25 protein-coding genes and 2 pseudogenes are annotated in these 25,932 nt (G+C 69.4%); 11 read left to right on the top strand and 16 right to left on the bottom strand.

All coding sequences use genetic code 11. The features are described from left to right. Positions 1-77: 77 nt before the first annotated feature. Both J8N05_RS20515 and J8N05_RS20510 read right to left on the bottom strand, forming a co-directional pair. A complete protein-coding gene (locus J8N05_RS20515; protein WP_210884791.1) occupies positions 78-296 on the bottom strand; it encodes a hypothetical protein in 219 nt (72 codons plus the stop codon). A gap of 332 nt (positions 297-628) precedes the next feature. Beyond that, entirely contained in the window at positions 629-1,105 is a 477-nt protein-coding gene (locus J8N05_RS20510; RefSeq protein WP_210884790.1) for an ATP-binding protein, read from the bottom strand. A 176-nt stretch (positions 1,106-1,281) separates the two neighbouring features. On the opposite strand from J8N05_RS20510, the gene J8N05_RS47485 reads away from it, so the two are divergent. The 6 genes and pseudogenes from J8N05_RS47485 (at position 1,282) to J8N05_RS47945 (ending at position 5,718) form a co-directional block, all read left to right on the top strand. Then, positions 1,282-1,644, top strand: coding sequence for an STAS domain-containing protein (locus tag J8N05_RS47485; RefSeq protein WP_247706362.1), 363 nt, complete (start codon positions 1,282-1,284; stop codon positions 1,642-1,644). A 155-nt stretch (positions 1,645-1,799) separates the two neighbouring features. Beyond that, positions 1,800-2,387, top strand: coding sequence for an STAS domain-containing protein (locus J8N05_RS47955; protein ID WP_282108161.1), 588 nt, complete (start codon positions 1,800-1,802; stop codon positions 2,385-2,387). A 67-nt stretch (positions 2,388-2,454) separates the two neighbouring features. Continuing rightward, positions 2,455-4,167: a SpoIIE family protein phosphatase gene (locus J8N05_RS47950; RefSeq protein ID WP_210884786.1), complete on the top strand. Its 1,713-nt coding sequence runs from the start codon at positions 2,455-2,457 to the stop codon at positions 4,165-4,167. A gap of 761 nt (positions 4,168-4,928) precedes the next feature. Then, the gene (locus J8N05_RS20490; RefSeq protein WP_210884785.1) at positions 4,929-5,309 is read left to right on the top strand and encodes a LysE family translocator; all 381 of its coding nucleotides are present in this window, start codon (positions 4,929-4,931) and stop codon (positions 5,307-5,309) included. Between the two features lie 23 nt (positions 5,310-5,332). Beyond that, positions 5,333-5,413, top strand: a pseudogene (locus tag J8N05_RS48185) (hypothetical protein); the annotation flags it as partial. A gap of 17 nt (positions 5,414-5,430) precedes the next feature. Further along, positions 5,431-5,718 carry an ANTAR domain-containing protein gene (locus J8N05_RS47945; RefSeq protein WP_282108160.1) on the top strand — a complete coding sequence of 96 codons (288 nt, stop codon included), beginning with the start codon at positions 5,431-5,433 and terminating at the stop codon, positions 5,716-5,718. A 186-nt stretch (positions 5,719-5,904) separates the two neighbouring features. On the opposite strand, the gene J8N05_RS20475 is transcribed toward J8N05_RS47945, so the two are convergent. Further along, on the bottom strand, positions 5,905-6,123 hold the full coding sequence (locus J8N05_RS20475) for a hypothetical protein (protein WP_210884784.1): 219 nt from the start codon (positions 6,121-6,123) through the stop codon (positions 5,905-5,907). A gap of 327 nt (positions 6,124-6,450) precedes the next feature. Here J8N05_RS20475 and J8N05_RS20470 point away from each other — a divergent pair, with 327 nt between their 5' ends. From J8N05_RS20470 to J8N05_RS47465, 3 genes are all read left to right on the top strand, one after another. Beyond that, positions 6,451-6,777: a DUF6221 family protein gene (locus J8N05_RS20470; RefSeq protein WP_210884783.1), complete on the top strand. Its 327-nt coding sequence runs from the start codon at positions 6,451-6,453 to the stop codon at positions 6,775-6,777. A gap of 195 nt (positions 6,778-6,972) precedes the next feature. Further along, entirely contained in the window at positions 6,973-7,329 is a 357-nt protein-coding gene (locus J8N05_RS20465) for an STAS domain-containing protein (protein WP_210884782.1), read from the top strand. A 1,574-nt stretch (positions 7,330-8,903) separates the two neighbouring features. After that, on the top strand, positions 8,904-9,350 hold the full coding sequence (locus J8N05_RS47465) for an SGNH/GDSL hydrolase family protein (protein ID WP_247706361.1): 447 nt from the start codon (positions 8,904-8,906) through the stop codon (positions 9,348-9,350). Between the two features lie 19 nt (positions 9,351-9,369). Here the strand turns inward: J8N05_RS47465 and J8N05_RS20455 are convergent, their stop codons facing one another. Further along, positions 9,370-11,148, bottom strand: a complete 1,779-nt coding sequence (locus J8N05_RS20455; RefSeq protein WP_247706360.1) for an acyl-CoA dehydrogenase family protein — start codon at positions 11,146-11,148, stop codon at positions 9,370-9,372. 219 nt (positions 11,149-11,367) lie between these two features. On the opposite strand from J8N05_RS20455, the gene J8N05_RS20450 reads away from it, so the two are divergent. Further along, positions 11,368-11,811: a TerD family protein gene (locus tag J8N05_RS20450; RefSeq protein ID WP_247706359.1), complete on the top strand. Its 444-nt coding sequence runs from the start codon at positions 11,368-11,370 to the stop codon at positions 11,809-11,811. 71 nt (positions 11,812-11,882) lie between these two features. On the opposite strand, the gene J8N05_RS20445 is transcribed toward J8N05_RS20450, so the two are convergent. From J8N05_RS20445 to J8N05_RS47460, 3 genes and pseudogenes are all read right to left on the bottom strand, one after another. Continuing rightward, positions 11,883-12,683 carry an alpha/beta fold hydrolase gene (locus J8N05_RS20445; protein ID WP_407699976.1) on the bottom strand — a complete coding sequence of 267 codons (801 nt, stop codon included), beginning with the start codon at positions 12,681-12,683 and terminating at the stop codon, positions 11,883-11,885. 32 nt (positions 12,684-12,715) lie between these two features. Then, positions 12,716-13,967 (bottom strand): annotated as a pseudogene (locus tag J8N05_RS20440) (IS256 family transposase). Between the two features lie 898 nt (positions 13,968-14,865). Further along, positions 14,866-15,021, bottom strand: coding sequence for a hypothetical protein (locus J8N05_RS47460; RefSeq protein WP_247706358.1), 156 nt, complete (start codon positions 15,019-15,021; stop codon positions 14,866-14,868). Positions 15,022-15,458: 437 nt separating this feature from the next. Between J8N05_RS47460 and J8N05_RS20430 the strand changes: the two genes are divergently transcribed. Beyond that, the gene (locus tag J8N05_RS20430) at positions 15,459-15,959 is read left to right on the top strand and encodes a DUF6924 domain-containing protein (RefSeq protein WP_210884775.1); all 501 of its coding nucleotides are present in this window, start codon (positions 15,459-15,461) and stop codon (positions 15,957-15,959) included. An 8-nt stretch (positions 15,960-15,967) separates the two neighbouring features. Here J8N05_RS20430 and J8N05_RS20425 read toward each other — a convergent pair whose 3' ends face one another. The 9 genes from J8N05_RS20425 to J8N05_RS20390 all read right to left on the bottom strand — a co-directional run bounded on the left by J8N05_RS20425 (position 15,968) and on the right by J8N05_RS20390 (position 25,718). Continuing rightward, positions 15,968-16,261, bottom strand: coding sequence for a transposase (locus tag J8N05_RS20425; protein ID WP_210884773.1), 294 nt, complete (start codon positions 16,259-16,261; stop codon positions 15,968-15,970). A gap of 389 nt (positions 16,262-16,650) precedes the next feature. After that, positions 16,651-17,340, bottom strand: coding sequence for a tetratricopeptide repeat protein (locus J8N05_RS20420; protein WP_247706738.1), 690 nt, complete (start codon positions 17,338-17,340; stop codon positions 16,651-16,653). Between the two features lie 17 nt (positions 17,341-17,357). Further along, positions 17,358-18,593 (bottom strand): AAA family ATPase, encoded by a 1,236-nt coding sequence (locus J8N05_RS47455; protein ID WP_247706357.1) that lies wholly within the window; start codon positions 18,591-18,593, stop codon positions 17,358-17,360. 737 nt (positions 18,594-19,330) lie between these two features. Beyond that, entirely contained in the window at positions 19,331-20,500 is a 1,170-nt protein-coding gene (gene alr, locus J8N05_RS20415) for an alanine racemase (RefSeq protein ID WP_210884770.1), read from the bottom strand. Between the two features lie 66 nt (positions 20,501-20,566). Next, positions 20,567-21,802, bottom strand: coding sequence for an MFS transporter (locus J8N05_RS20410; RefSeq protein WP_210884769.1), 1,236 nt, complete (start codon positions 21,800-21,802; stop codon positions 20,567-20,569). Positions 21,803-21,837: 35 nt separating this feature from the next. Beyond that, positions 21,838-22,608 carry a thioesterase II family protein gene (locus tag J8N05_RS20405; RefSeq protein WP_210884768.1) on the bottom strand — a complete coding sequence of 257 codons (771 nt, stop codon included), beginning with the start codon at positions 22,606-22,608 and terminating at the stop codon, positions 21,838-21,840. Between the two features lie 10 nt (positions 22,609-22,618). After that, positions 22,619-24,349, bottom strand: a complete 1,731-nt coding sequence (locus J8N05_RS20400; RefSeq protein WP_210884767.1) for a non-ribosomal peptide synthetase — start codon at positions 24,347-24,349, stop codon at positions 22,619-22,621. Position 24,350: 1 nt separating this feature from the next. Continuing rightward, positions 24,351-25,388, bottom strand: a complete 1,038-nt coding sequence (locus J8N05_RS20395) for a TauD/TfdA family dioxygenase (protein WP_210884766.1) — start codon at positions 25,386-25,388, stop codon at positions 24,351-24,353. A 111-nt stretch (positions 25,389-25,499) separates the two neighbouring features. After that, a complete protein-coding gene (locus tag J8N05_RS20390) occupies positions 25,500-25,718 on the bottom strand; it encodes an MbtH family protein (RefSeq protein WP_282108192.1) in 219 nt (72 codons plus the stop codon). Positions 25,719-25,932 lie beyond the last annotated feature (214 nt).

Raw genomic sequence — 25,932 nt, 5'->3', positions numbered from 1 at the left:
GCCCGACCTGCTGGACCCGGGGCCCTGACACCTCTCCCGGCAGTTCCAGCTCCGCTGTCTGCCCGGCTGATGTGGTTCTAGGGCTGGTGGTGCTGAGTGGTGGGGAGGTCGCCGGTGTCGACGATGTGGCGGGCGACGGCGACGCGTACGCCGACAGGCGGCCACGCTCGTTGCGGCTGCTCCTCCAGCACCGTGCCGTTGCCGGTAGACAGGAGACCGGCCCGGGCCCATTCGATCAGTAACTGTGCGATGTGCCGCAGCCTGGTGTCGGGCCACGGGGAGACCTCCCTGAGCACCTCCCAGCCCTGGCGCGGCGTCAGCTGGCCCCGGCACGATCAGGACCCCGATCGCCTGGTCCACCACGGCGCGCGTGCACGGCCTTCCACATCCGCGCGTTCTGCCCCGCAAGACCTCCATCTTGTCGACCGCAGCGTTTGCGCGGCCGCTTCAGTACCGGGCGCCGCCGTACCTGTCACCGTCTTCTCCGCTGTCCCCGGGCCCGTATCAGCGCAGGTCTTGTGCCGTGATCATCGTCGGCCGCACGGCCGCCCAGGGCATCGCGCCCACGGCCACGTCAAAGATCATCGGCAGTATCGCCACGACGCAGCCGTCAGCCGGAGAACGGCCTTTATGCCAGGACCGGGGGAGGAGTGGGGGCGTGGCGGTCGGCGAGGGCGATGTGGGCGGTGACGCGTTTCCCGGACGGTTCGAGGCGGACGTCGAAGTGTTCGGCGACCGCCATGACGATCTCCAGTCCGTGCTGGCCGACCCGCCCCGGGTCGAGGGAATGTGCGGCCGGCTGGACGCGGGTGCTGTCCTGCACGGTGACTTCGACCATGGTGCCGGTGATGCGCAGTTCCATGTGGATCGGGCCGGGGGCGTGGCGGTGGGCGTTGGTGACCAGTTCGCTGACCACGAGCTGGGTGAGGTCCATGGCGCGGTCGGAGACGGTCACGTCCTGCTCGCTCTGGGCGCGGGTGAGGAAGCCGGCGGCGAGGTGGCGTGCGTGAGCGATGCAGAAGGTGTCTCCGCTCAGGGGTGATGCGAGGGACAGGGGGTGAGAGCTGTCCGGCGGGTGTTCACCGTCGTCCCGGACCGACTTCATATGCGTATGTCCACCTTCGCTATTGCCTGTCCGCCTCGGGTACCCGTATCCGGCCTGCCCCAAGCAGTTCCGGCCGGACCGGATGGTGCGGCCGTGCATGCTGCCCGGTGTTTCCGGGGCAGTATGGGGATACCTGCTCAGGTCCGAACACGTCAGCGAACACAGTCGAGGACACGGTGGCCACGTCGCACCCTGCACAGCCCGGCTCTCTGTCGGCCAGCTCCACCACCATCGACGGCGTACACGTCGTCACCCTGCGCGGCGAACTGGACCACACGGCATGCCGGCACGCTGCGACAGCATTCGCCCCTTTGGCCGGTGACACGCCCGCGAGGACAGTGGCCGACTTCACCGGTGTGACGTTCATGGACTCCAGCGGCATCAACATGCTCGTCACCGCCTACAAGGCCGCCACCGCCACCGACGGCTGGATCCGCGTGGCAGGCGCCCAGCCGCCCGTGCTGCACGTGATGGAACTGGTCGGCCTGGACACCGTCATCGCCTGCTACCCCACCGTGGACCAGGCCCTGAAACACTGACTCCGCCAGGCGTAGCCAAGCCGGATACTTCCCCGTGCCCGTGCCCGTGCCCGTGCCCGTGTGAGGGCGGCGCTGGGCGCGGGCGACAGCAGCCTGGATCTCGAAGGCCGCTGAAACCTCAGAGGCATCAGAGGCTGTGTCATCCCTGGCCGGGGATGCGGCCCGCACCCCGAGGTGTTGCCGAAAAGCCCGGGCCGGTCCGCCACGAGGGCGCCTCGATCCTTTACGGCCGCTCGCTGCTCCACACCGCCGAACTGTCCCGCAGTGAGAAGGGGGCCCTTCGACGCCGTGCACCGATCCGGCCGGGGGTATGGCGTCGGCTTCCGCTCGTGCCGGTGGCTGGCGGAGCGTCCGTCCGGTGGGATGATCGGGCTATTCAAGGTGGGGAGGGACCCCGGGTGTCCGGTGTGGAGCGCTCCCGTGACTGTGGGACGTGGGCGGTTTTGACCTTGTCCGGTGAGATCGACCTGGCAACGGTTCCGCTGCTGCGTGAGGCGGTCGATGAACTGGTCACGGCGGGCCGGGCACATCTGGTGTGGAACCTGCAGGCGGTGAGTTTCATGGACTCCAGCGGGCTGGGAGTGCTGGTCTACGCGATGCGCTCGACAGAAGCCGCGAAGGGCTGCGTGCGGCTGGCCGGCGCTGGCCAGCAGATCCGGCAGCTGCTGGAACTCACCGGACTGGACACAGTGATCGAGCAGTACCCCGATGTGCCTTCCGCGACAGGCCCGGTGACCGCATGAAGATCCGGAGCGCCGCAGGCGGACCTTGCTCTTCGTGCCGCCAAGAGCGTTCGGCACAATACGGCGGGTGGAGAGTTTCACTGAAACGGGCATCCCCGCCGCCCCGCTGGCGGGCGATGCGCTGATGTCTGCCCTGTTCGCTGCCGCCGGGGCCGGCATCTACGCCATCGACAGCCAGGGACTGGTGATCGCCTGCAATCAGTGGGCGGAACACCTGCTGGGCTACCAGCCCGGCGCCCTGATCGGTGTCAACGCACACGACGCGCTCAATCCCGCCGTCGGCAACACGGAGGGCCTGCGCGAACAGCGGCCGGTCCTCAAGGACGTCGCCCAGGGCAAGCGGATCAGCGGTGACCGTGCGGTACTGCTGCGCGCGGACGGCAGCGCGCTGCCGGTGTGGTGGTCGGCCGTTCCCCTGCCGCCAGAAGCCGGGCACGGCAACGGCGCGGTCGTCGTCTTCCACGACGCGTCCGCCCAGCGCGAGCGCGCCGAACGGCGGGCGGACCGCTACGCGCACAGCGAGACGATGCGCGAACAGGCCGAGTACGACCTCGCAGAAATCACCTGGCTCAGCGAGATCACCCTGGCCATGGTCAGCACCCTGGACGCGGAACAGGCCCTGGAACGTCTGGTACGCCAGCTGGTTCCCCGCCTGGCGGACACCGCGCTGATCGACCTGGCCGACGGGCCCACCATGCGCCGCGTGGCCTGGGCCCACCACGCGCCCGGCATACTGCCCGCCACCCCCGCGGACCTCAACGCGCCTGAACACCCCGAACACCAGGCGGCCCTGACCCGGATCCGCCAGGGCGGCACCGCCCAGCACCTGCCGCAACTTGCCACAGGAACAGGCGAGGATCTGCTGAACCTGGTGGAAGCCGCCGACACCTTGATCGTCCCACTGCGGATGCGCGCACTCACCCTGGGAGCGCTCACCCTGATCCGCGCCGCCGCCAGCCCCCCGTTCAACGAAGCCGACCGCCTCGTGGCCGAGGAGATCGCCCGCCGCACCGCCCTGGGCCTGGACAACACCCGCCTGCACGCCGCCCAGGCCGACATCGCCGCCACCCTCCAGCGCGCCCTGCTCACCGACCTGCCCGCCGTCCCCGGCCTGGAACTCGCCGCCCACTACCAGCCCGCCCAACGGGCCGCCGAAGTCGGCGGCGACTGGTACGACGCCTTCACCCTGCCCGACGGCGACCTCGCCCTGGTCATCGGCGACGTCACCGGCCACGACATCCAGGCCGCCTCCCGTATGAGCGAACTGCGCAACATGCTCCGCGCCCTGGCTGTCGACCGCCCAGAAGAACAACCCGGCCAGATCCTCCAACGCCTCGACACCGCCCAGGCCCACCTGACCCTCGCCGACTCCGCCACCGTCATCCTCGCCCGCCTCCACCCCACCCCCGACAACCGGTGGGACCTGTCCTGGTCCGTCGCCGGCCACCCACCACCCCTGCTCCTGACCACGGACACCACCAGCACCTACCTCACCGGCCCCCACGCCATGCTCCTCGGCTTGCGCCCCACCATGCAACGCCCCACCGCACGCATTCCCCTGCCACCTGGCGCCACCCTCGTCCTCTACACCGACGGCCTGGTCGAATCCCGCACCCAGAACATCGACACCGGCATGACCCGCCTGCGCCAGCACCTCGACACCCACCACGACCAGCCCCTGCCACGCCTGTGCACCCAACTCGCCACCGACCTCGGCGACACTCGCGACGACATCACCCTCATCGCCATCCGCACCCCCACCCACCCCACCACGACCTAAACAAACGACCGCATCAGACATCCGGACCCCTCAGCGGGGCGCAGGCACCGGCCGATTGTCACCCGGCGGTGTACCGCTCCGATGTCAGCTAGCGGTTTCTCTCGTGTCAGTGCGCGCCTGTGCCACTCGTCTTCCGATGGCTCAGAGGCTGGCTCCGGAGAGCCGTTCGAGCTGGGGGTCGCTGCGGAGGTTGAGGGACGACAGGACGCGGAAGACCTCCCGGTCCATGGGGTGGATACGGGCCATCTGCGGAGCCGTGTCGAATGCTGACGACAGGTCCTGAAGCGCGCCGTCGCGGTCGCCGATGTCGAGTTAAGTGCGCGTAGCTGATCCAGGCCGGCGCGAACAGGGTCGTCGGCAAGCCGGTGAGCGCATCGTCCAGGTTGCCGGTGGGGGGCAGCGCGACGCGCGGTCGGCCCAATCGACCGGGGGGCGAAGACGTTGGGAGAACGTGGTTGTGGGTGAGCGTCAGCCGCGCGCCAGGCCGAGTGGTTCTGCCGCTCTGCTTCCCGCCTGCCCTCCTTTTGTCTGGGAGGAGTTCGGCGAGGGTTATGCCGCGTAAGTTGAGGATGCCCACGGTCCAGGTCCCGGCCGACGGTGCCGGACGGCGGCGATCGACCGGTTCGACGAGAGCCAGGCCGCGCTCGGCGTTCCCGAAGTTGAGGTAGGTGCCAGCCCAGTCGCGCGGCGATCGCGGCGGCGAGAGGGCTGGCCGCCCAGCGCTGGTGGGTGACGGCGAGTTCGGCGATGTGTGCATTCCCATGTCAGAACTGCTCGGCTTTTTCGCCGCGTCGCTGGTCGTCATCGTCATGCCCGGCCCCGATCTGACCCTGCTGCTGGCCAACACGGCCCGGTCGGGACGGCGCGCGGCTCACGCGACCGCAGCCGGGATCATGCTGGGGCACGCCTTGCTTGCCACGGCTGCGGTGGCAGGCCCGACGGCCCTGCTGGCCGCCTCGCAGATCGGCTACACAGCCCTGCGCATCACCGGCGCCCTCTACCTCATCTACCTCGGTGCTCAGCCCGGCCGACTTCATCCGCCTGCGCCGAGGCGACACCGGACACTCCGGCGCCCCAGGTCGCCCAGTCCGACTATGCGGCTGCGGGCCCCGGCACGCGCGCCGCCTTCCAGCAGGGGCTGATCAGCAACCTGCTGAACCCCAAAGTGGCCGTCTTCTACCTGGCACTCTTCCCTCAGTTCACCCTCCCGGGCCTGACGACAACGACCGCGTACAGCATCCTCGCCAGTGTCTGCTGGCGCATGTGCCTGTTCTGGTTTGCACTGGTCCTCCTGCTCAGAGGGAGAACGGTCAGCTTCGGGAGGCTGTGGTCTCCCACGCTGTGGTTGACCAGGCGATCGGTGTGGTCGTCGCCGTTGGCGGTCTGTGCCCCGATCAGGGTTTCGAAGTGCTCCGGGAGGTCTCGCAGCGTACCGAAGTGAAACTGCGGCAGGCTTCGGCGATGATCGTGGACTGGGCCCACAGCGAACAGCAGCCCGAGGAGATCCGCAGGGCACTGGAGGGGGCTCTGGCGGCCGCCCGATGCGTGTGAACCTGGCATGGCTCTGCCGCCCGCGTGGTGAGCCGGACGGCAGAGCGGGCGGACGAATGGAATGCCGGCTCACTTCCGAACCCACACGCGACGCGACCTCCGTCGACCGTGTACCAGCGTTCCTCCCGCCGAAACATCGTCCGCCCGGGGGTGCGGGCGGTGGTCGAGGCGGCGCCTCTTCGGGTCCTACCGGGGCCGGGATGCGGTGCGGAGCCGGGCGATGGCCTGCTGCAGCTCGTCGAAGGCGCGTTCTTCCTCCCGCGGGCCGACGCGGGAGGACGGCAGGACGCCGTCGCGGGCTGCGCGGACACGGGCGTAAGCGTCGAAAGAGGCGAGGACCTCCTGGGCCGCACGCTCCTGGGCGGTGGGCGAGGGCGGGGAGGTTGGACCGGTTGGGGCTGGCATCGGCAGATTCTTAATCTCTTTGCGGGTCAGGGAAGGGGGCGAAGGGGTGCGTCGAGGAGATGCTGTATACCCAGTTCCTCCAGCATGTGCAGGCTGCGGGGCGAGGCGTGGGTGATGATGAGACGGACACCGCACCGGCGCGCGGTGGCTGCGGCGGACAGCAGCAGTGTGCTGGTCTGCGGTGCTGTGCAACCCGGTTTGCTCGCAGCGGAGTTGAACTCCGTGGAAGAACCCCCGCAGTCGCTGTCACGGCCCGGGGGCACGGCCCTCGACTCGGCCGTGTGGTGGGAGCATCGGATTGTCCGTGCGATGAGGGGGGTTGCACCCATGCCTGTCGTCACCAGTTTGATGTCGTTCCTCCAGGACCGGTGGGACGAAGAACAGCGCGATGCCGCACTCTTCCACGAACTCGACTGCCCCGACCCTCCACAGGCCGGACACGTCAGCCACTGCTGGTGCCCGTGCCCTGCTCAGATCCTTGGCCGGCTTGCCCTCCACCGGCGGATCGTGTGGGACTGCGAACAGCGCATCAGACGCGAGCAGAGCCGGGGTGTGCACTGGTCCGTGGACTCGGGCCGTGCCTTTCAGATCATGAAAGCCCTTGCCCTGCCCTACGAACTGCACCCCGCATGGCAGGACACCTGGCATCCCTGACAGCACCGACGGACGCGATGAGATCCGCACGGCATTGGACTGGGCTCTGGCGGCCGTCCGATCTGCGTGAAGCCGAAGGTCAAGGGGAGGGGCTCTGCCGTCCGACCGCTTTCTTGGTCCGTGCGTCGGTGCGGGGGTGCGCGGGTGGCCTGTCAGCGGCTGGTTGGGCGTGCCCGCTGGCGCCATACTGTCCCGGTGGATGTTGTGCCGTCGTTTACTGTGCTGGGAAAGCAGTACGCGTGCCGTGGGGCGTGGGTGGTGACGGTCCGCGGTGATCTCGATCTTGCCTCGCTGGCGGATCAGCGCATGCGTCTGCAGGACACGGCGGCCGCCGTGCCTGTCCTGGTCCTGGAACTGAGCGCGGTTACGTTCGCCGACTCCACCTTCTTGAACCTTCTGCTGCTGTTGCGTCAGGCTACGGACCTGCGGCTGGTGGGCGTGCCCCATGCGGTGGTGCGTCTTTTGGAACTGACCGGCGCTAACGAGGTGCTGCGCCTGTATCCGAGCGTCCAGGACGCGCTTCCCGAGACGGAGCCTGGCACCGGCCGCTGACCACGGGGCCCTCCCGCAGCATCCGGGGGATCTGTCGGCCGGGTGCTTGCGAGGCGACGCGGGCGCCTGCGGAGCTGTGGGGGGGGCAAACCGGTGGCTGTTCCCGGCCGGAAGGTGAAGGATGACCCCGGCCCGGCAGGCCCTGTGCCGACAAAGGCGGATTAACTGATTCAGACCAGAAGCGGTCTCGGCACGGCAGGGGCCGGCTGCGCGTGCTCCCCCTGTTGCGCAGCCGGGCCTGCCTCCAACCGCAGGCGCCACAAGGGCGGGAGAACCTCGGGTGCCTGCGGGAGTACCGCCGTGTGCTCCATCGGCGCGAGCGCACGGGTTGTCGAAACGGTTTGCCGGTCCGGCGTTTTCCACACCTGCCGCGCGCGTACCTCAGTACCGCCACCCTCCGAGTCCGCTCCCGGGTTCCCTGGCGTTGCCCCTGCCCATTGCCGGCAGGCTGGCCGGCCAGGTGGGCGGGACAGCGGGCGGCGCCGCCCGCTCGGGGGCTCCGCGCACGGTGGCGGTCAAGGAGACCGTCATTGCGATGACCTGCGCCCCTGTCACAACCCCGGGCCCGCATCCCGTCAGCAGGTAACCGAGCGACGCCACCGCACCTCGAACAGGCGCCCGCATCCCGGGCGGCTGCTGCGGGGATGGGCTGGGTGGGCTTCGTGGTTGGCGGAGGTCCCGCTGCATCTGCCCGATAGCACAGGTACCCGCGCCGTCGCGCGCGGACGCGGTCCTCCAGCCCCGCAGGCCGGCCTGCCGGTGCTGTTCGTGGAGGGATGCCGCCCACTGCGGACCGGGCCCCGCCACTACACCCCTGCACTCCGTTTCCAGGCCCGGTGGCTGGTGTGGAGAGGGCCGCCACCGGGTCGACTCTGTCTGTTGACGTACGAGGCCGCCCTGCGACGGTCGTATTCGGGATTAAGGACGCATCCGGCCCGCGTGCGGGTCGGGAAGTGACAGACAGAGAGCGGCTCCTGCGGGACGGGAGCCACTCTCGGGAGCCCCGGACCCCGGCTCCCGGGAGCCCCGGACCCCGGCTCCCGATTCACCTTCGCACGCCGTATGAGGAGGTGTGCGAGGGGGATCATCGCGCGATCGGCCGGGTCCTGCTGTGTCGGCCTCGATCGGGCAGGTGCCCCGTACCCGCCGTGTTGCGGGTACGGGGCGTCCTTCGCGTGCTGGGCCCTGCCCGCGCGTGCCGAGTTCATCGAGCGCCGCCCGCCGCTCCGGGCTCAACTTTGCGTCCGGCGGGTGTTGTCGAGAGGACGCTGCCGCGGCGTCCGGTGGTCAGCCGGCCCAGGCTGGCGGTGATCACGAATGAGACATGCGGTGGCGGCCGAGAGTCGGGCTGCGGCGATCGGGGCTGCTCCATGAATCGCGAAGATCGCGCAGGTTCGGCCAGACCTCGCGTACGGGCGGTCCGGATACGGAATCAACCAGTCCGGAAAGTGTCTGCCGGGAACGGGTGCATCCTCGGACTCCACGGAATGTGACTGTTCGTATTGGATCTAGTGCGGAAAGTTGCAGTCTTCGTAGGGTCGAGGAGTCGCCAACACCGTGTCACTGGAGGATTCGTGGCAAGGTTCCGTACGCGTTTGGCCCGGCTCGGCTCGGCCGCGGCTCTCACCGCCGGCGCGCTCGCTCCCGCACAGCTCGCCGGGGCGCAGCCCGCCGCCGCGGCGGACTACGACTGGGTCGCCCTGGGCGACTCCTACACCGCCGGGGTCATCCAGGCCGCGGGAGACGTCTTCGAGTACCCCCGGGACGGCTGCGAGCGCACCGACCGGTCCTACCCCCAGGTCATCGACCGGGACCTCGGCTCGTTCTTCGAGCTGACCAACGTCCTCTGCCAGCGGTCCCGGTGGTCACGGCGACCGCTGGCCAGTTGTACGCCTGGGTGTGCGAGCGTGACACCGAACGCGGCGCGCTTACGGTCCGAGACTGCCGGATCGGGTCCGGACCGCGCGCGCCCGTGGAGTGCCGCTGGTGGTCCGAGGAGGACCTGCGTGCCAGGCGCATAGGGCCTGCCGCGCTGTTGTGTCAGTCGGTGAGCATGGGCAGGGAACTGAGGTGTTCCTCGGGGATGTCGAAGGCGTGGGCCAGGGTGTCGAGGTGTGGGGCGAGGCGGGCGGTGAGGGCGTTCAGGACGCTGGGCAGTGTCTGGACGTGGTCGGCCGTCAGGATGCCGTCGGCGAGCAGCGGGCCGTCATGTGCGCGAACGTGCCGCAGCATGAACAGGGCGCACAGGTCGTTGAGCAGGGTGCGGGGCGCGGTGTCTGCGGCGCGGGTGCAGACGGTGGCGAAGGCGTCGGCTGCCTGGCCGACGGCGTAGGCCTCCACCAGGGCGAGCGCGGAAGCGGTGGCGTTGTTCCAGCGGACGAATGAGCCCTTTTCGCGGCCGGGGTGGGGGGTGCGTAGGTCGTGGCGGGCGGCGAGGTGCGCCTGGCGTTCGACGTGTGCCAGGGCGCGGCGCAGGAAGGTCACATCGGTCAGCTGTTCCGCGCCGGTGGCGTGAGGGGATGCGGGGAGCAGCTGGTGCCCGAAGATCATCTCGGCGCCGGCTTTCGACCACACCGCGAGGTTGTCGCCCTCAGCGGTGATCGCGCCGTCTGTGTTGGCGGGGAACTCGGCGAGGCCGTTTGCCGGGAACAGGGCGCGTGCCCCGCAGCGCTCGCGGGCCTCGATGGTGATGTCGCGGGCCCGCCAGGTGATCCAGCCCTTCGCGATCGCCGCCAGCCGTTCCACCGGAGCGTGTTCGGCGGGCGCATGGGTGATCCACCGGTCGGTCACCATACGGTGCAGGAAGGTCATCGCGTAGGCGTCGGCGATCTTTTCCAGGAGCCGTCCGTGGTGGGAGCGGTAGGCGGAGATCGGGACGCGCCGTTTGCCGCCCGCCGGCCCGGATACGTGGCGGTGCCCGGCGTAGCGGACGGCGATCGCCAGTGCGGCCCGGGCGCCGCCGAGAGTGCTGGCGCTCATGCACAACTTGCCGACCGCGACCCGGCTGATGGTGTGCAGGAACCGCTTGCGGGCACTGCCGACGGTGCTGTGGAAGGTGCCGTCCGCATCCAGCTGCCCCTGCGGGCCCTGGACCAGCGCGGTGCGGGGCAGCCTCACCCGGTCGAAGGAGGTCACACAGTGGTCAACCGGGCTGCCGATGCGCTCAGGCAGGGAGGTGACACTGACACCGGGGAGGGCGCCCCGGTGGTCACTCAGCGGGGTCAGGAACAAGAAGACCCCCTGGTCCCGGTTGTCGATCAGGAGCCGCGCCGCGACCACGGCCGTCTTCGGGCCGCCCGCCGGGCTGGTGTTGGGCATGAACTTCGCAGCGCCGGGGTGGGGAGTGTGCAGCACGAACTCGTCGGATCCGCGGTCGTAGCGGGCCACGGTCTCCAGCGCCGGGGCGTCGTTGCCGTGTGCTCGTTCGGTGCACAGGAAGGTGCCGACGCGGGACAGGCGCATGAAGTCGCTCAGATCGCGTGGTGCCGATCGGTCGTCGTCGAGAAGGCTGCCCAGGAAGAGGTTGTAGTGGATGCCGGCGACCGTTGCTGTGGCGCCGTCCACGACCGATGCCCACTCGTGCAACGCGGCGAGGTGGCGCGGGTCGTGGGCCAGCTGGTCGGGTGCCAGGGGAAGTTCTTCGTTGATCCGGCGCAGCCGGTCGTACGACAACTGCCAGCGCTCTTCGCAGGTCGCGGGGTGGTGGCGAAAGAGGTCGTCACCGATCACCTTGCGCCAGTGCGCGTGCACGGCGGCGCCCTCGGGGCCGTCCTGGAAGAGGAGGTCGCGCAGTTCCAGACAGGTTTCATTGCTCAGCACGCTTCTATAAGCGAGCCAGGCGCCGAAAGGAAACGATCTTTGCACACCCGTTGGGGGATGTGTGGGGCCACCCGGGGAAACTGAGCGGTTGTAGCGCGTGCTGGTGGGGCAGTGGATCTTTGTCGTGAGGTCGGGCATCAAGGAGCGTGTCTGGGGACATGCTGTGGGTGCTTGACGTGTCTGTGTGGTCCGGGTGAGGGGTGTCGGGTGGGAACTGTTGTGGGTGGGCTGGACAAGGTGGAGGTGCGGCTCAAATGGGATCCGAGTCCTCTGGGGGAGTCCCCGCGGCATCTCGACATTGTGGCGGCGACGTACGCGGCAGACGATCCGTTCGGCGAGCCGGTGTATCTGGTGCACTACGACAGCCGTTCACCGGACGGCACGATCAACGTGAGCCGTCACAGCCAGACCGGCCAGGGGTTCGGGTTCGTCGAAGAGATGTCGTTGGAGTTCGACCGCCTGTCGAGCGCCTATGCCAGGGTTGTTGTGGGTGTGGTCATTCATCAGGAGCCGGATGCGAGGACGTTTGCAGACATGTCGAACGCTGGGACCCTGATCGTCAAGGGCTATGAGGAACTGCTTACGGACGACTTCTCCGGTGTGGCGCACGCGGCCGCGACGACCCTTGCGCAGTTCACTCGTGACGACTCCGGTCACGAGTAATTGTCAAAATCTGTGGATCGATGGCCATGTGCGGGGTCTGACTTTGGTGTCGTTGTGAGCGCGTAGGAGTTTCAGGCGAGGTTCTCGAGGAAGCCCGAGAGCGCGGTGTGCAGGATCCCAGGTTGTTCCAGGTGCAGGTCGTGGGCAGTGCCGGGGATGCTCATGGCCATGGTTGCGGGTCGCTGCTGGAGCATCTCATCGGCTTCCTGCGCGGGGATGAAGCTGGATTGGGCCAGGACGACCAGGGTGGGGCACGTGACCTGCCTCCACTCGTGCCGGAAGGAACGCTGGGCGTTCTCCGCCAGCGAGCGGACGATCACGTCCCGGTCGAAGCGAGGCCACCATCCGCCGTCGCGTTCTTCCAGTCCGGCCGCCCAGCCTGCGCCGACCGGTCCGCCGCCGAGGAATGCGGCTGCCGCTTCGCGTGAGGGAAACGGTGTCGGCCACGAGTCGAGCCATCCGCCGATGTCCACCGGGCCGTTCGGGTTCGGACCGCCCGAGCCGGCCTCGACGAGCACGAGCGCGCGGACGAGTTGGGGATGTGCGGCGGCGGCGAGCATAGCCGTGTGCCCGCCCAGCGACTGGCCGACCAGGACCGGCCGCCGCAGCGCCAGCTGATCGACAACGGCGATGACGTCGGCGACGTAGGCGGCGCGGGAGAGGTCCCGCGGGTGGCGCTCGCTGGCGCCGTGCCCGCGCTGGTCGACCGCGACGACCCGATATCTGGAGCTCAACCTCCGTGCCAGCACATCCCATTCACCCGCGTGACCTGCCAGGCCGTGCAGCAATACGATGGGCTGTCCAGGCCCGCCCCAGTCCCGGCAGGCAAGCCGGACGCCGTCTCGCACCACCACGTGTTCAGACCATGCCACGTCGGCGCCCCCAGGGAATCGGCTGGCCTCGGTCATGCCGCAACCGCCTCGGGGCGCTCGACGAGCTGACCGCGTTCGAAGCGGGCTCCGGCTCGCACGAGGGCGACGAGGTGGGGTGCGTTCACGGCCCGCCAGCGGGCCTGTGCGGACTCGACCAGCTTGAACACCATCGCCAGGGCGGCCGCTCGGGAGCCGGCGCCCTTGGTGACCTTCGTCCGCAGCCGGACGGTCGCGAAGGTCGACTCGATCGGGTTCGTGGTCCGCAGGTGAATCCAGTGCTCTGCGGGGAAGTCGTAGAAGGCCAGCAGCTCGTCCTCGTCATCGACGATCTTCTTGACCGCCCTGGGGAACTTCGCGCCGTACTGTTTGGCGAACGCCTTGACCGCCTCGGCCGCGTGCTCCTTGTCCTCGGCGTTGCAGATGTCCTGGACGGCCTTCTTCGCCGCGGGCTGGGCCGACTTCGGGAGGCTGTCGAGGCAGTTGGCCGTTTTGTGAACCCAGCACCTTTGATGGCGGGTTTCGGGAAAGACCTCGTTCAACGCGTTCCAGAAGCCGAGGGCGCCGTCGCCGACAGCGAGGGCAGGAGCGCGCATCCCGCGACGCTGGCAGTTCCGCAGCAGGTCGGCCCAGGACTCCGCCGATTCCCGGTAGCCGTCCGCCATCGCGATCAGTTCCTTGGTGCCGTCCGCGCACACCCATGACGACCAGGACCGCGGCTTTCGCCTCCTCCAGACGTATCCGCAGGTGGATGCCGTCGGCCCACACGTAGACGTAGTCGGTGGCAGACAGATCGCGCTCGCCGAACGCCTTGTGGTCGGCCTGCCACTGGGTGGTCAGCCGAGTCACGGTGGCCGGGGACAGGCCGGCCGAGGAACCCAGGAACTGCTCGAGCGCGGGCACGAAGTCACCCGACGACAGGCCATGCAGATAGAGCAGTGGCAGCACTTCGCTGATCTTCGGGGACGTGCGGCACCACGGCGGCAAGATCGCCGAGGAGAACCGCTTGCGCTCACCTGTCGCCTCGTCGACGCGCTTGTCGTTCACCCGCGGCGCCTTCACCTCGACCGCACCGGCCACGGTCGTCACCGACCGCGGCTGGTGATAGCCGTTGCGGACGACCAACCGGTGCCCTTGTTTGTCGCGCTGATCAGCCAACTCAGCGATATAGGCGTTGACTTCGGCTTCCAGCGCGGCGGCCAGCATCCGCCTCGCGCCCTCGCGGACAATGTCGTCGATCAGACAGCCCGTCTCGGTCGTTCCATCGGCATTCACTACGCTCAGCACGGGCGTGCCTTCCCGACCGACGGTGCAACGTCGGCCTACTCGATGACCAGAAGTCGATCACTCGGGAAGGTACGCCCTTCGCGCCCGATCCGAGGCCGATCCACAGGTCATGAGCATTGCTCGGGTGGGCAGCGGAGAACACCCTGCAGTAGGACAGCCCCGGTTCGATGCGTCCACCCGCAGACGCCGCCCAACCCGGTGAACCTAAGCGGTCAGAGCACTAGCTCCTGGAAGAACAGGACCTCGTCGACCTGTCGAGGTACGCATCGGGGTCCGGGCCTCCCTCAGCCGGTTGAGGACCGTGCCGGATGAGAACCCGCTCTGGGCGACGAGGTCGGCGACCGTAGCCCCGGACTCGTACTGCTTGCGCAGTGATTGAGGAGTGGTCGCTGCCTCCTGGGCAGCGGCAGGTGATGGAGGCTGTGGGTTCACGCGGCGGACTTCCATTCGCTGAAAGCTTGGGCCCGGGCTGCTGCCAGCTCGTCATAACTGCGCTGGTCTGCAGGGGTGATGAGGATGAGGCGCCCGTCGGTGGCCACCCGTCAGTCCGCGGCGGTGCGTCCGCGCCGGGTCGAAGGCAGAGCTGTCGGGGGAGCACCAAGGGGCCGGGATTTCGTCGACGCGCGGTGCCGGGAGCAGGACCGTGCGGCCGTCGCGCACGGTCACCACGGCTTTGCTTTGGTGACCTGTGAGCCGTTTCATTGCGTGGCGATAGGCCGCGAGTTCGACCCCGTGCAGGGCTATGCGGCGCGCAGCAATGCTGCTTGCGGTGCCGTAGTCGTCGGCGAGGGCGTCCCAGTCGAGTGCGGGCGTTCCAACTGGCGTTGGCCGCGCAGCATGGGTGGCCAGCCCGATGCCCTCCAAAGCCCGAGGCGTCAGAGCCCATGTCTGATCGGTCTCATAGACGCCGCAGACGGCGCAGCCAGCCGCGCGGCTTGAGGACCAGGTCGTAGACGACCCGCAGGGGCGTGCGGGAGATACCAGCCTCCTCGGCCGTCTGCCGTTCACTGGCGCCGTCGCCCGCGATCTCGGCGAAGTTCAGATGCGCCCGCAAGACCCGCAGAGCGGTCCGTCCCCGCTCGCCGCGCCAGGCCATTGTCTCGATACGGTCCCGCAGCGCGGCGAGCCCCTCGTATGCTTCGTGCCGCGAGCTCAGAGCTCCGATGGTGACCGCGGCCGCAGCGTTGGCCCGTATCCGGTGGACGTAGCTGAGTAGGCTCCTCTCTTCCTGACGGTCTTCAGCGACTACGGCCCGGCTGGTGACATCACCAGCCGGGCCGTAGTCGAGTGGGTCACAGCCTCAAGTGACGAATCCCCAGTTCAGATGCGCTTCCGCCGAGTGCTGGGGCAGACGTTCGTAGTCGCGTGCTGAAGTCACCTTCCCTCACAGCTTTGAGGCCCCCGGACAGTTGTGTCTGCCGAAGGCGATGTCAGTGCCGTTCGCTATCTTCTGGCCCGGATCAGGAGTACAGAATTCTTCGAGGAGTGGTGATGATGGTGGCGCTGTCCGGGCTGTCAGAGCGCAACGAGTTCTCAGCTGTGATCATCAGGATCGACTTTACGGACGAGGCTGCGTGGCGGGAGATGACGGCGGAGCTGGAGAGGTCCTCCCACTACGACGGCGACCCTGCGGATTCCTATGACGTGGTCGACGCGCCGGAGCTGGACGGCGCGGACACAGACGCGATCCTGGCGGCGATATCGGCTCACGAGGAGCTGTGGGACCAGCTCAGTGTGGTGTTCGTCGCCGACAGCACGACGATGCGTGCCGACCACCACGCCCTGCTTGCGGTCACCACCATGACCCGGGAGGACTTTGACGACGACGAGGATTACGAGGCCGCGATCGAGTTCGGACGCGAATTCCGCACGGTGCCGAGCGGTGTCCACTCGATCCATGCCAACCTTGAACTGGCCAACATGGACTTCGAGGAGTTCTCGTCGAGCGCGCACGAGGACTCGGAGGGAGTTTTCCGCTCCTTCGCCGAGTAGGACCATCGTCATCCGGTGGCTGGCGTCTTCCGCGTCCACTGCCTCGTGCGCGGGCTCTTGCGGGTCAGCCGCCGGGTCATCATGGTGATGAGTGCCCGATTCAGGTGAGCTTCGGAGTGCTGGGGCAAGCGCGCGTAGTCGCGAGCGTTGCGGCGGGCGTTCATGCACCAGCCGATTGTGCGCTCGGCTTTCCAACGGTGGGGCAGGACGACGAGGCCCTTGGTGCCTTTGAGCCGGGAGACGATGCGCAGGCGCCAGAACACGTCGCGGGCGGCGTCGCGGTCACAGACCAGAAGCCCCACCCCGGCAAGACACGTAGAAGGCACTGCTGCCCCGGCGGGTAAGGGCTGCACCGGAGGTTGCGCGAGCCTCAACAGGTCCGAGTCGATGATGAACGCGGTTTGGCATGCACGGGGGTCCTCGGCCCGCAAAGTCGTGGACCGCCCCGCGGGCCGACCGTGTGTACCTGGCCGTCGTCGACCGCGCACCGAACCGTCTGCCGACCCCGCGGACACCGACCGCACAGAACGACTCGGGCCGAGGACTGCCCCTGATCGACGACCTCTGTCGGCGTACGCCCGAATGTACTCAGATGCGTACACCTCTATGTGCCCAGCATTTGAATCGTCGAGCGTGGCCGCGCTGGGCCCGCCCGCGTTTTCGTGCGGTGCCTGTGGGGGAGGGCAGCTTCCTAGCGTCGCGAGCGGCGTAACCAGATCTGTCGCCGTCGTGCAGCACGCCAGGCAGCCGAAGCTGTCTGCAGGTCGTCGCGGGTGCGCACGGTGTGCGGGTGCTCAGGGCCCAACATACGGACGCGGGAGGCGAGGGTCTGTCGAAGCAGGCGTATGGCCTCTTCTTGCTTGCCCATCCTGGCCAGTGCGCCGGCAAGGTTGTGGCGGCTGGTCAGGGTATCGGGGTGCTCGATGCCCAACACGCGGATGCGGTCGTCGAGGGTCTGCCGGTGCAGGCGGGCCGCTTCCGCATGTTCGCCCACCCCGTCCAGGGCGAGACCGAGGCTGAGACGGCTGGCCAGAGTGTGCGGATGCATGAGGCCCAGCACACGAGCACGGTCGGGGAGGTTCCGCCGCAGCAAAGCCAGCGCCTCTGCATGCCGGCCCATTCCGTCCAGGGCGCAGGCGAGGTCGTGACGGCTGGTCAGGGTGTCAGGGTGCTCCGTGCCCAGGAGACGGCTACGGTCTTCCAGCGTCTGCCGGAGCAGATGTATCGCCTCAGTCGGCTCGCCCATCCCGAACAAGGCGTTGGCCAGGTGATTGCGGCTGGTCAAGGTGTTGGGGTGCTGGGGACCTAGGGTGCGCGTCTCGAAGTTGAGGACCCGTTGGTGCAGCAGGCGGGCTGCGCTGAAGGCGCCGGCGTGCTCCAGTACGTGCGCGAGCGTGCTCAGGGCGGTGCTGTGGAGCGTGCGTCGGGGAGGTCGAGCAGCGCTGGCAGGTGAGGGGCGAGGAGTACGGCGGCAGACCAGCCGGCGCGCCCCTGCTCGTCCACCTCGTGCACGGCAGCGGTCAACCGCTCGGCAAGGGCTTGGTGCCACGTGGTGAGATGGGATGCCTCGGCCGCCAGAGCGACGGTATTGATCTCTCGGATCAAAGGGTGCAGCACCACCTGCGCCGGGCCGCTGATGCCCGATGCCTGCCCAGTGTTGCCGGGAGGGTGAGGTACGCCAAGGAGGCCGTACCGATGCAGACCTGCGAAGGCAGCCTCCAACGCGGGGACGGTGACGTTGTCTCCGGTTACGGCAGACAGCAGGTCCGGGGTGATCAGGGACAACGGGATGGGAGCTTCGGCCAGTACGGCCAGCAGTCGCAACACGGGGCGGGCCAAAGCATCGCCCTTCCGGGCGAGTTGGTCCAGGGACACCTCCCAGGTGTGCCGCACCACGGTGCGGGCGACTCGTGTATGAGAGGCCTCCGGCAGTTCAGCTCCCAGCAGGAGGGGCAATTCCTGCTCCAGGGCCTGGCGGTAGGTGGTGAAGGTGCGGTAGCGGCTGGTGGGTCCGGCCAGGTAGGTGCCGGCCGCGTGCAGCGCCAGCGGGAGCCCGCCGAGCCGAACGGCCAGGTCCCGAGCCTGCTCTGCTGTGCCAGCGGCCGGAGCAGCGTCAACGAGGACCTCTCCTGCAGGTTGTGCGGGCAGCGGCGTCAAGGGAAGTAGCCGGGCGCGCGGCCCCCAGGTCTGTTGGCTGCCGTCTCGGCTGGTCATCACCAGCAGACCTCGGCCGTGCGGGCGGATCCAACCGCGGTAGTCGGCCAACGGTTCCCCTGCCGGGCCGATCTCTTGTGGCTCGTCGGCGTTGTCCACCACCAGCAGCCACCGTCGTGCCCGGCCCAACTGCCGCCACACTACATCGGGCAGACTTGCCTGCCCGGCTTGCGCGGACTCCAGTTCTGCCTCGGGTAGTCCGCAGGCCAGTGCCGCCTGCACCATCTGCTGCGCCAGTTCGGCGGAATCGCGCCAGCGTACCCAGAACACTCGCCAGCCCGCCGCGTCGGCCTTGGCGGCTAGTTGCGCGGCTACCGTTGTTTTGCCCATCCCGCCAGCTGCGCACAACACCGCGAACCGTCCTCGTGGCTGTCGCATCATGCCTGCCAGCTCGGTCAGCTCGGCTTCACGTCCGCGCACACGCTCCACATGTGGTGGGCGTAAGGAATCCTGTCGGCCTCGGGCCGGTCGGCCCACCGGGCCCAGCCGCGCCGGCGGTCCTGCTGCACCATCCAACCGTCGGCTCCACAGCACCAGCCCGATGCTTGCTGTCACCAGCACGGCGAACAGCGGCCAGATCACCCACGCGTGAGCTGCCCATCCTGGAACGGTGGCACTGGCGTAGTTGGTCACGGGCCCCAGTCCCGCCGTCACGACAGCAGCCGTCCCCGTCACGGCCGACCCGGCCCGCGCACCCTGCCTACGCCCCATGGTCGCCCCCCCGGTCCATCGCCATCAGCATGCCCAAACCGAGACCACGCGCGCAGGAGGTTGACGGAGTGATGGTCAAGCTGGTGAGGCGCCTGTCTCACAACCAGCGCACCCGTCTTGAAAGAGCCGGCAATCGGGTAGCACCAGCGCCGGGCGGTATCGAAACTTGCTGGGTACGTAGCCGCGTACCGGGCTGGGTGCTTTCACACGAACGCCGACAACCTCACCGACCGCTGGGGACACGACCTGCTCGGACCCGGCACAGCCCCGTGGGGCAGACGCGTCTGGGCGCTCCTGGAATCGAAGTGAGGCAGGGGCTGGGCGGTCGCGGGGTCCTTCCTAGGCGTGCGTGATGGGACGATCGGGATATTCCAGGCGTGAGGTGGGGCCGCTGTGTCGGTTCCGGGGTCGGGCGTGGAGCCGTCCTGCGATCCTCGTAGGCAGGTTCAGCCCGTCCAGGGCCGGGTGCCGGCCGCCGGCACGGTCTGCCGGTTGGCGTGCGGGCGATCGAAGTAGGTGGCGACCTCGCACGGGGTGGTGCTCGTGGCGAGCGCCCATTCGTGGATGGTGGGGTCGCCGTCCGACTCGCTGCCGATGAGGACCACCTCCTCCCCCTCCGCCACTTTCTCGTCGCCGCAGTTGACCATCATCTGGTCCATGCAGATGCGCCCGACGACGGGGTAGCGACGGCCGCGGATGCAGACCGCGAGGCGTCCGCTGAGGGAGCGCGGGATTCCGTCTGCGTAGCCGACCGGTATCAGGGCCAGGTTGAGCGCGCTCGGCGCGACCCAGTCGTGTTCGTAGGAGACGCCCTGACCAGCTTCGACCCGCTTGGTCAGTGCGACATGACTGGTGACCCGCATGGCGGGCCGGAGGCCGAAACGGTGGCGCTCGGCGTACGGCAGTAGGCCGTAGAGGGCCGAGCCGGTCCGGATCATGTCGAGGTGGAGGTCGGGCCTGGTGAGCGCCGACAGTGATCCGGCGAGGTGGCGTCGGACATCGAGACCGGTGTCGACGGCCTGCCGCCAGACGTCGTCGAGCAGCCTCGCCTGGTCGTCCAGCGTGGGATGGCCCGGGACTTCGCCATGGGAGAGGTGCGACCACACCGAGACCACCTCGATCAGGCCCCGGCTCTGGGCCACCTTTGCGGCGTCCAGCAGGGCCGCCGAGTGCTGGAGCGCCGCCCCGCCGCGGGCGAGCCCGGTGTCGACCTCCAGATGGACCCTGGCCGGGCGTCCGGTGCTTCGTCCGGCGTCGACCGCGAAGGCCAGGGTGCGGGCGGACTGCGCCGCGACGTCCACGCCGGCCGCCGTGGCCAGGCGCATGCTCTCCGCCGAGTTGTGCAGCCAGGCGAGGATCGGGGCGTCGAGGCCGGCCCGGCGCAGTTCGAGTGCTTCGGCCGTGGTGCACACGCCCAGCCAGGTCGCCCCGGCGCCGAGCGCCGTGCGGGCGACGTCGATCGCGCCGTGCCCGTAGGCGTCGGCCTTGACGACGGCCATCACGGCGGTGGCGGGCCGGCTGACGGCCTGTCGGACGACGCGCGTGTTGTGCGCGACGGCCGACAGGTCCACCAGCACGCTGAGGTAGCGACGCGGAACGGTCGACCGAGCCTCCACAGGCAAATCCATTCCATTCGTAGCGGTCGGCGGACTGCTGTTCTGCCTTCGCCGCGTCGCGCGTGCTCAGACGGCCTCGCCCGGAACCGGCCTCGGCCGGACCGCTTCGCGCAGCAGCAGGGTGGTGGCCACGCTGCCCACTCCGGTCAGCGCGATCGCGACGCCGACCGGCACGAACTCGGCGAAGACGCCGAACACCAGGGGGCCGACACCCTGGATGCTCATGGTGGTGGTGTTCAGCAACGCGAAGCCCTGGCCCTGGAGTTCGGCGGGAACGGCTTCCAGGAAGCGCCGCTGCAGGCCGAGCAGGTAGGCGGAGCCGGTGCCGGTGACGACGTAGGCAGCGGCGACCGCCGGATAGGGCAGGTCCAGGACGAGCGTGAGCGAGGGGGCGCCCATCACCAGCAGCAGCGGTAGGACCAGCCGTTCCCGGGTGGCGGGCGCGAACGCCCGGCCGATGACGACGTCACCGATCAGCATCCCGACCGAGGTGGCGGCCAGCAGGACACCGGTCTGCTGAGGGCTGAACCCGCGGTGCGCGCTGTAGGGGATGATCAGGCTGCCCGCCGCGGCCAGGTAGGCGGCGGGCAGGCACTGCGCCATGATCAGCTTGAGCACGCCGGGGCTGGCGAGCAGCGCAGCGTTGCCCCGCAGGGTCCGGCGCACGATCGATCCACCGTCCGTCGCCGGCGCGTTCGCGCGGGCAGCTTGGGAGGGCGACAGGAACAGGCTGCTGATCACTGCGGCGACCAGGTGCGCGCCGGCGGTGACCAGCATCGTGCGTTCCACGCCCAGCCAGACCACCAGCGTCCCGCCGGCGGCCATGCCCACCATCTGCGCGGAGACCGCGACGATGTAGGACAGTGAGCGCCCGAGGACGTAGGTGTCGCCGGCGAGGGCTTCCGCGAGGACCCTGGCCGTGGCCCCGGTGGTGACCGGGGTCAGGCAGGCCACGCCGGCGACCAGGACCAGGCTGGCGGCGACCGGGAGGTGCCCGAACGCGAGCAGCAGCCCGACCGCGCACTGGAGGGCGTAGCCGGTGCTGATGAGGGTGCGCGGGGTGAACCGGTCCGCCAGCGCGGCGAGGAACAGGCCGCCGGCGGCCTGCGGCAGGAAGTTGATGGTCATCGTCACTGCGGTGAGCAGCGGCGAGCCGGTCCGGTCGTACACCAGCACCGCGAGTGCCACGGCCCGCAGGGTGTCGGACATGACGCCGAGCAGCCGGCCGGCGAAGACGGCACGGAACTGGGCGACCGCGAAGACCTGGCCGTAGGTGGCCTTCACGGTGAACTGATCGGTCATGGGCTGGGCACTCCCGGAGCCTTCCTGGGGCGTTTCTACAGGTTGATCGCGCTGATGCGGGTGGGCAGGGTCCGCCACACCTCGGGGGTGTAGAAGTGCCCGCCGGGCAGCTGGTCGTGCCGGTAGGAGCCAAGGGCCAGCTCCTTCCACTGGGCGGGTGCGTCGGCCTCGATCACCGCGTCGTCGGCGCCGGCGAGGAACTGCACCGGGATGGTGACGCCCAGGGCGCCGTTGTGGTGGAAGGTGTCGCGCACGGCGATGTCGGCGCGCATGATCTCCACCGCCATCTCCAGCAGGTCGGGGTCGCCGAGCACGTGGTCGGCGACCAGCCCGTGGGTGCGTATCCAGGTCATCAGGTCCTCGTCGCTGTCCTGGCGGGCCGGGAACATGTCGCGCGGGGTGAGGCCGCGGGCCGGGGCGTTGCACGAGGACACCACCAGGGCGTCGGGGACGGAGCTGCCCCGGGCCTCCAGCCGGGTGGCGACGTCGAAGGCCATCCACCCGCCCATGCTGTGGCCGAACAGGACGTAGGGGCGGTCGCCGACGGCGGAGACGACGGTGCGGGTGGCGTCCTCGGCGAGCTCGTCCCAGGTGGTGGCGAAGTCCTCCATGAAGCGGCCGTCGCGGCCGGGGTAGCAGACCAGCGCGAGGTCCACGTCCGGTGCGACGACCTCGGCCCATGGGTGGTAGGGCCCGGTGCCGCCGCCGCAGAAGCCCAGGCAGACCAGGGTGGTGGCGGCGTCGTCGAGCTGTTTCGGGGAGATCACGGCGGTGTTCTGCCGGGCCGCCCCCAGGTGGTTGGCCATGTGTTCTCCTCTAGCGCTCGGCCGTCGCGGCCGCGCCGACGTGGGTGGCCCGTACGAACTCGGCGAAGTCCCGTAGCAGCGGCCGCCGGTAGACGTCGCGGATGGACAGGGCCGTGTCGAGCTCCTTCTTGACCCGGGCCACGACGCGGATCGCCATCAGCGAGTGGGCGCCGAGGGCGAAGAAGTCGTCGTCGGCGAAGACCCGGTCCCGGCCGAGGACGTCCGCCCACACGTCGGCGACCAGTTCCTCGTACTTGCCCTCCGGCTGCCGCCCGTCGGTCCGGCCGGCGTCGGGGTCGGGCAGCCCGGCGAGGTCGATCTTGCCGTTGACGGTCAGCGGGAACGCGGCGATCGGGACCATGCGTGCGGGGACCAGGTGGGCCGGCAACCGTGCGGCCAGGTGCGCGTGCAGCGCGTCGAGGTCGATGTCGCCGACGTAGTACGCGACCAGGTCGTCGGCGCGGGGGACCACGACGGCGGCGCAGCCTTCCCGGTAGGCGGCGACGGCGGCCTCGATCTCGCCGGGTTCGATCCGGAAGCCGCGCACCTTGACCTGGCGGTCGGCCCGGCCGACGAACTCCAGTGCGCCGTCGGCCCGCCACCGGACTTCGTCGCCGGTGCGGTACATCCGGCCTTCGCCGCCGGCGAACGGGTCGGCGACGAAGCGTTCGGCGGTGAGGCCGGGGCGGTCGACGTAGCCGCGGGCGACGGCGGGACCGGCGAGGTAGAGCTCGCCGGTGACGCCCACCGGGACCTTCGCCAGACGGTCGTCCAGCACGTGGGCCTCGACGTCGGGCAGCGGCGGGCCGATGTGCGGTTCGTCGCCCTCGATCGGGGCGATGGTGGAATCGACGGTGCACTCGGTCGGCCCGTACAGGTTGTACGCCTCGATGCGGCCCTGCCGCCCGGCCTCGGCCAGTCGCCGCCACAGCGCGGGGGAGACCGGCTCGCCGCCGAGGAACAGGCGCAGCGACGGGCTGGTGATCCCGGGCTCCACGGCCTCCCAGTGGGACGGGGTGGCATCGACGTCGGTGATCCCGTACGCGGCCAGTGCGGCGCCGAAGCGGGCGGGGTCGCGCCGCTCCTCCTCGTCGAGGACCACGATGGTGTCGCCGCGGCAGATCCGTGCCCACTGCTGGACGGAGGCGTCGAAGGACGCGCTGGCGTTCCAGCCGACCACGCGGTGCTCGTCGGGGTAGGCGCCGACGGCTTCGAGCCGGTGCAGCAGGGAGGCCACGCCGCCTCGGGTCGCGACGACGCCCTTGGGCACACCGGTGGAGCCGGAGGTGTAGATGACGTAGGCGGCGTCGGCGGGGGTCACGGGCACCGGCGGAGTGGCGGGGCCGACGGCGGCGGGGGCGATCGTCTCGACGTCGGCGAGCCGGGTCGGGCGGTCGTCGGCCGCGACGACCAGCCGCGGGCCGCAGTCGCGGATCAGGAAGGCGATCCGCTCGTCGGGGTGGCGCGGGTCGATCGGTACGTAGGCCGCGCCCGCGCTCCAGGCGGCGAGCAGTGCGGTGACGAGGTCGACGCCGCGCTCCAGGCAGACGCCGACGTGGTCGCCACGGCGTACGCCGCGCTCGTGCAGGGCGCCGGCCAGTGCGGTGACGCGGTCGGCGAGCTGGGCGAAGGTGACGCCGGCGCCGCGGAAGCGGACGGCGGGGCGGTCCGGCGTGGCGGTGGCGGCCCGCAGGAACCGGGCCAGTGGGTCGTCACCGGTGGCGTGCTGACGGTCGGTCATCTCAGACGAACCTCGCCTCGGCGTCGACGCTGGGCAGGCAGTCCTGGACGGAGACCGGGCCGCCCATGGCGACGACGATGCGGCGCTCGCCCCGGAACGGCTCCCGGCCGTGGGCGGTGAGGATGTTGTCGACCACCATGACGTCGCCGGGTTGCCAGGAGCGCCGGACGGTGGCGGCGGCGTAGGCGGCGTTGAGGGTGGCGAGGTCGTCCTCGGTGAGTGATTCGCCGTCGCCGAAGGACGTCTCGAAGGGGAGGCCGTCGGGTCCGAACTCGTCGACCAGGGATTCGCGGATCTCCTCGTCCAGGGACCACGAGTTCCAGAACGCCATGTGGTTGAACCAGACTTCGTCACCGGTGTGCGGGTGCGTGATGATGCCGGCCCGGACCTGACTGGTGCTCAGGTCGTCGCCGCTCCAGCGGGCGGCGATCAGGTTCTCTGCGCAGTAGGCCTCGACCTGTTCGGCGCGGTCGGCGGCGAAGGCGGTGCGCCAGTCCAGCGAGACCAGGTCGGAGTAGTTGCGCCGCAGCGCCCAGCCGGTGGCACGCATCCGGCGCACCAGGTGGTCGGGCAGCTCGCGCAGGACCGCCCGGCAGTCGGCGACCGGAGTGGCGCCGCCCTCCGCCGGGGCGGTGAGGCAGCAGAAGACCAGCGTTCCCGGGAAGTCCAGGGTGTAGCTGTTCTCGTTGTGCATGCGGATGGGCTGGGCCGGCGGCAGGTCGGTGGAGGAGAACACGTCGTCGCCGTAGCTGTGCCGCGGTGTGGCCTTCTCCCGGTACGGGGTGCGCTGCGGGACGAGGAGGTCGCGGACGGCGCCGAAGTCCTGCACGTCCCGTACCGGCAGGCCGCGCAGGTACAGCGACCCGTGGGTGCGGGTGGCGGCGCGGAGGTCGTCGTCGACCGAGCGCAGCCAGTCCAGCGCGTCGGCGAGTGCGGGCAGCTCAGGGGTGACCACCAGCGGCGGGGCCCCGGCTTCGAGCTGGATGTCGAGCCTGCTGTCGAACTGACTCGCGATTCCTTGATCGGTGGCATTCGTCATCTGACGCCGAACCTCTTCCGGATTCCGGAGTTATGAAAATCTCATAACGAGAGCATGAAATCGCTAGTGAATGCTTTGCGTGCGGGGGTCATCGATCCGAATGGCCGCACATTACTGGCCGTCGCCGCGCAGCGCCTCGATCAGCGATTTCGGGCGCATATCGGTCCAGTTCCGCTCGATGTATTCGAGGCAGTCCTCCCGCGCTCCCGGCCCGTGAATCAGGCTCCAGCCAGCGGGAACGTCGGCGAATGCGGGCCATAGTGAGTGCTGTCCCTCGGCGTTGGACAGCACGAGGTATTGCCCTTCCGTATTGTCGAAAGGATTCGTCAAATTAACCATCCTCACAGCGGCATATTGCTTTTCGATCATCACCATAACCACAGCTTCGAGCGCCTGGCAACCGCCTCTTGGGGGCGGCGGGGGCTCCGCGTCGAAATCGGCCGGATCTGTTTGGTCGGGCGTGAAATGGGGTGTTGATTATCTTGAACCCAGCACCTACTTTGAAATGGTCATGGCAGCCGGAACCTGCCTGTGGCGTGCCCAT

The sequence above is a fragment of the Streptomyces liliiviolaceus genome, from assembly GCF_018070025.1.
GTDB classification, from domain to species: Bacteria; Actinomycetota; Actinomycetes; order Streptomycetales; family Streptomycetaceae; genus Streptomyces; species Streptomyces liliiviolaceus.
The sequence above is the reverse complement of the archived record's forward strand: the minus strand, read 5'-3'. Positions and strand labels throughout refer to the sequence as shown.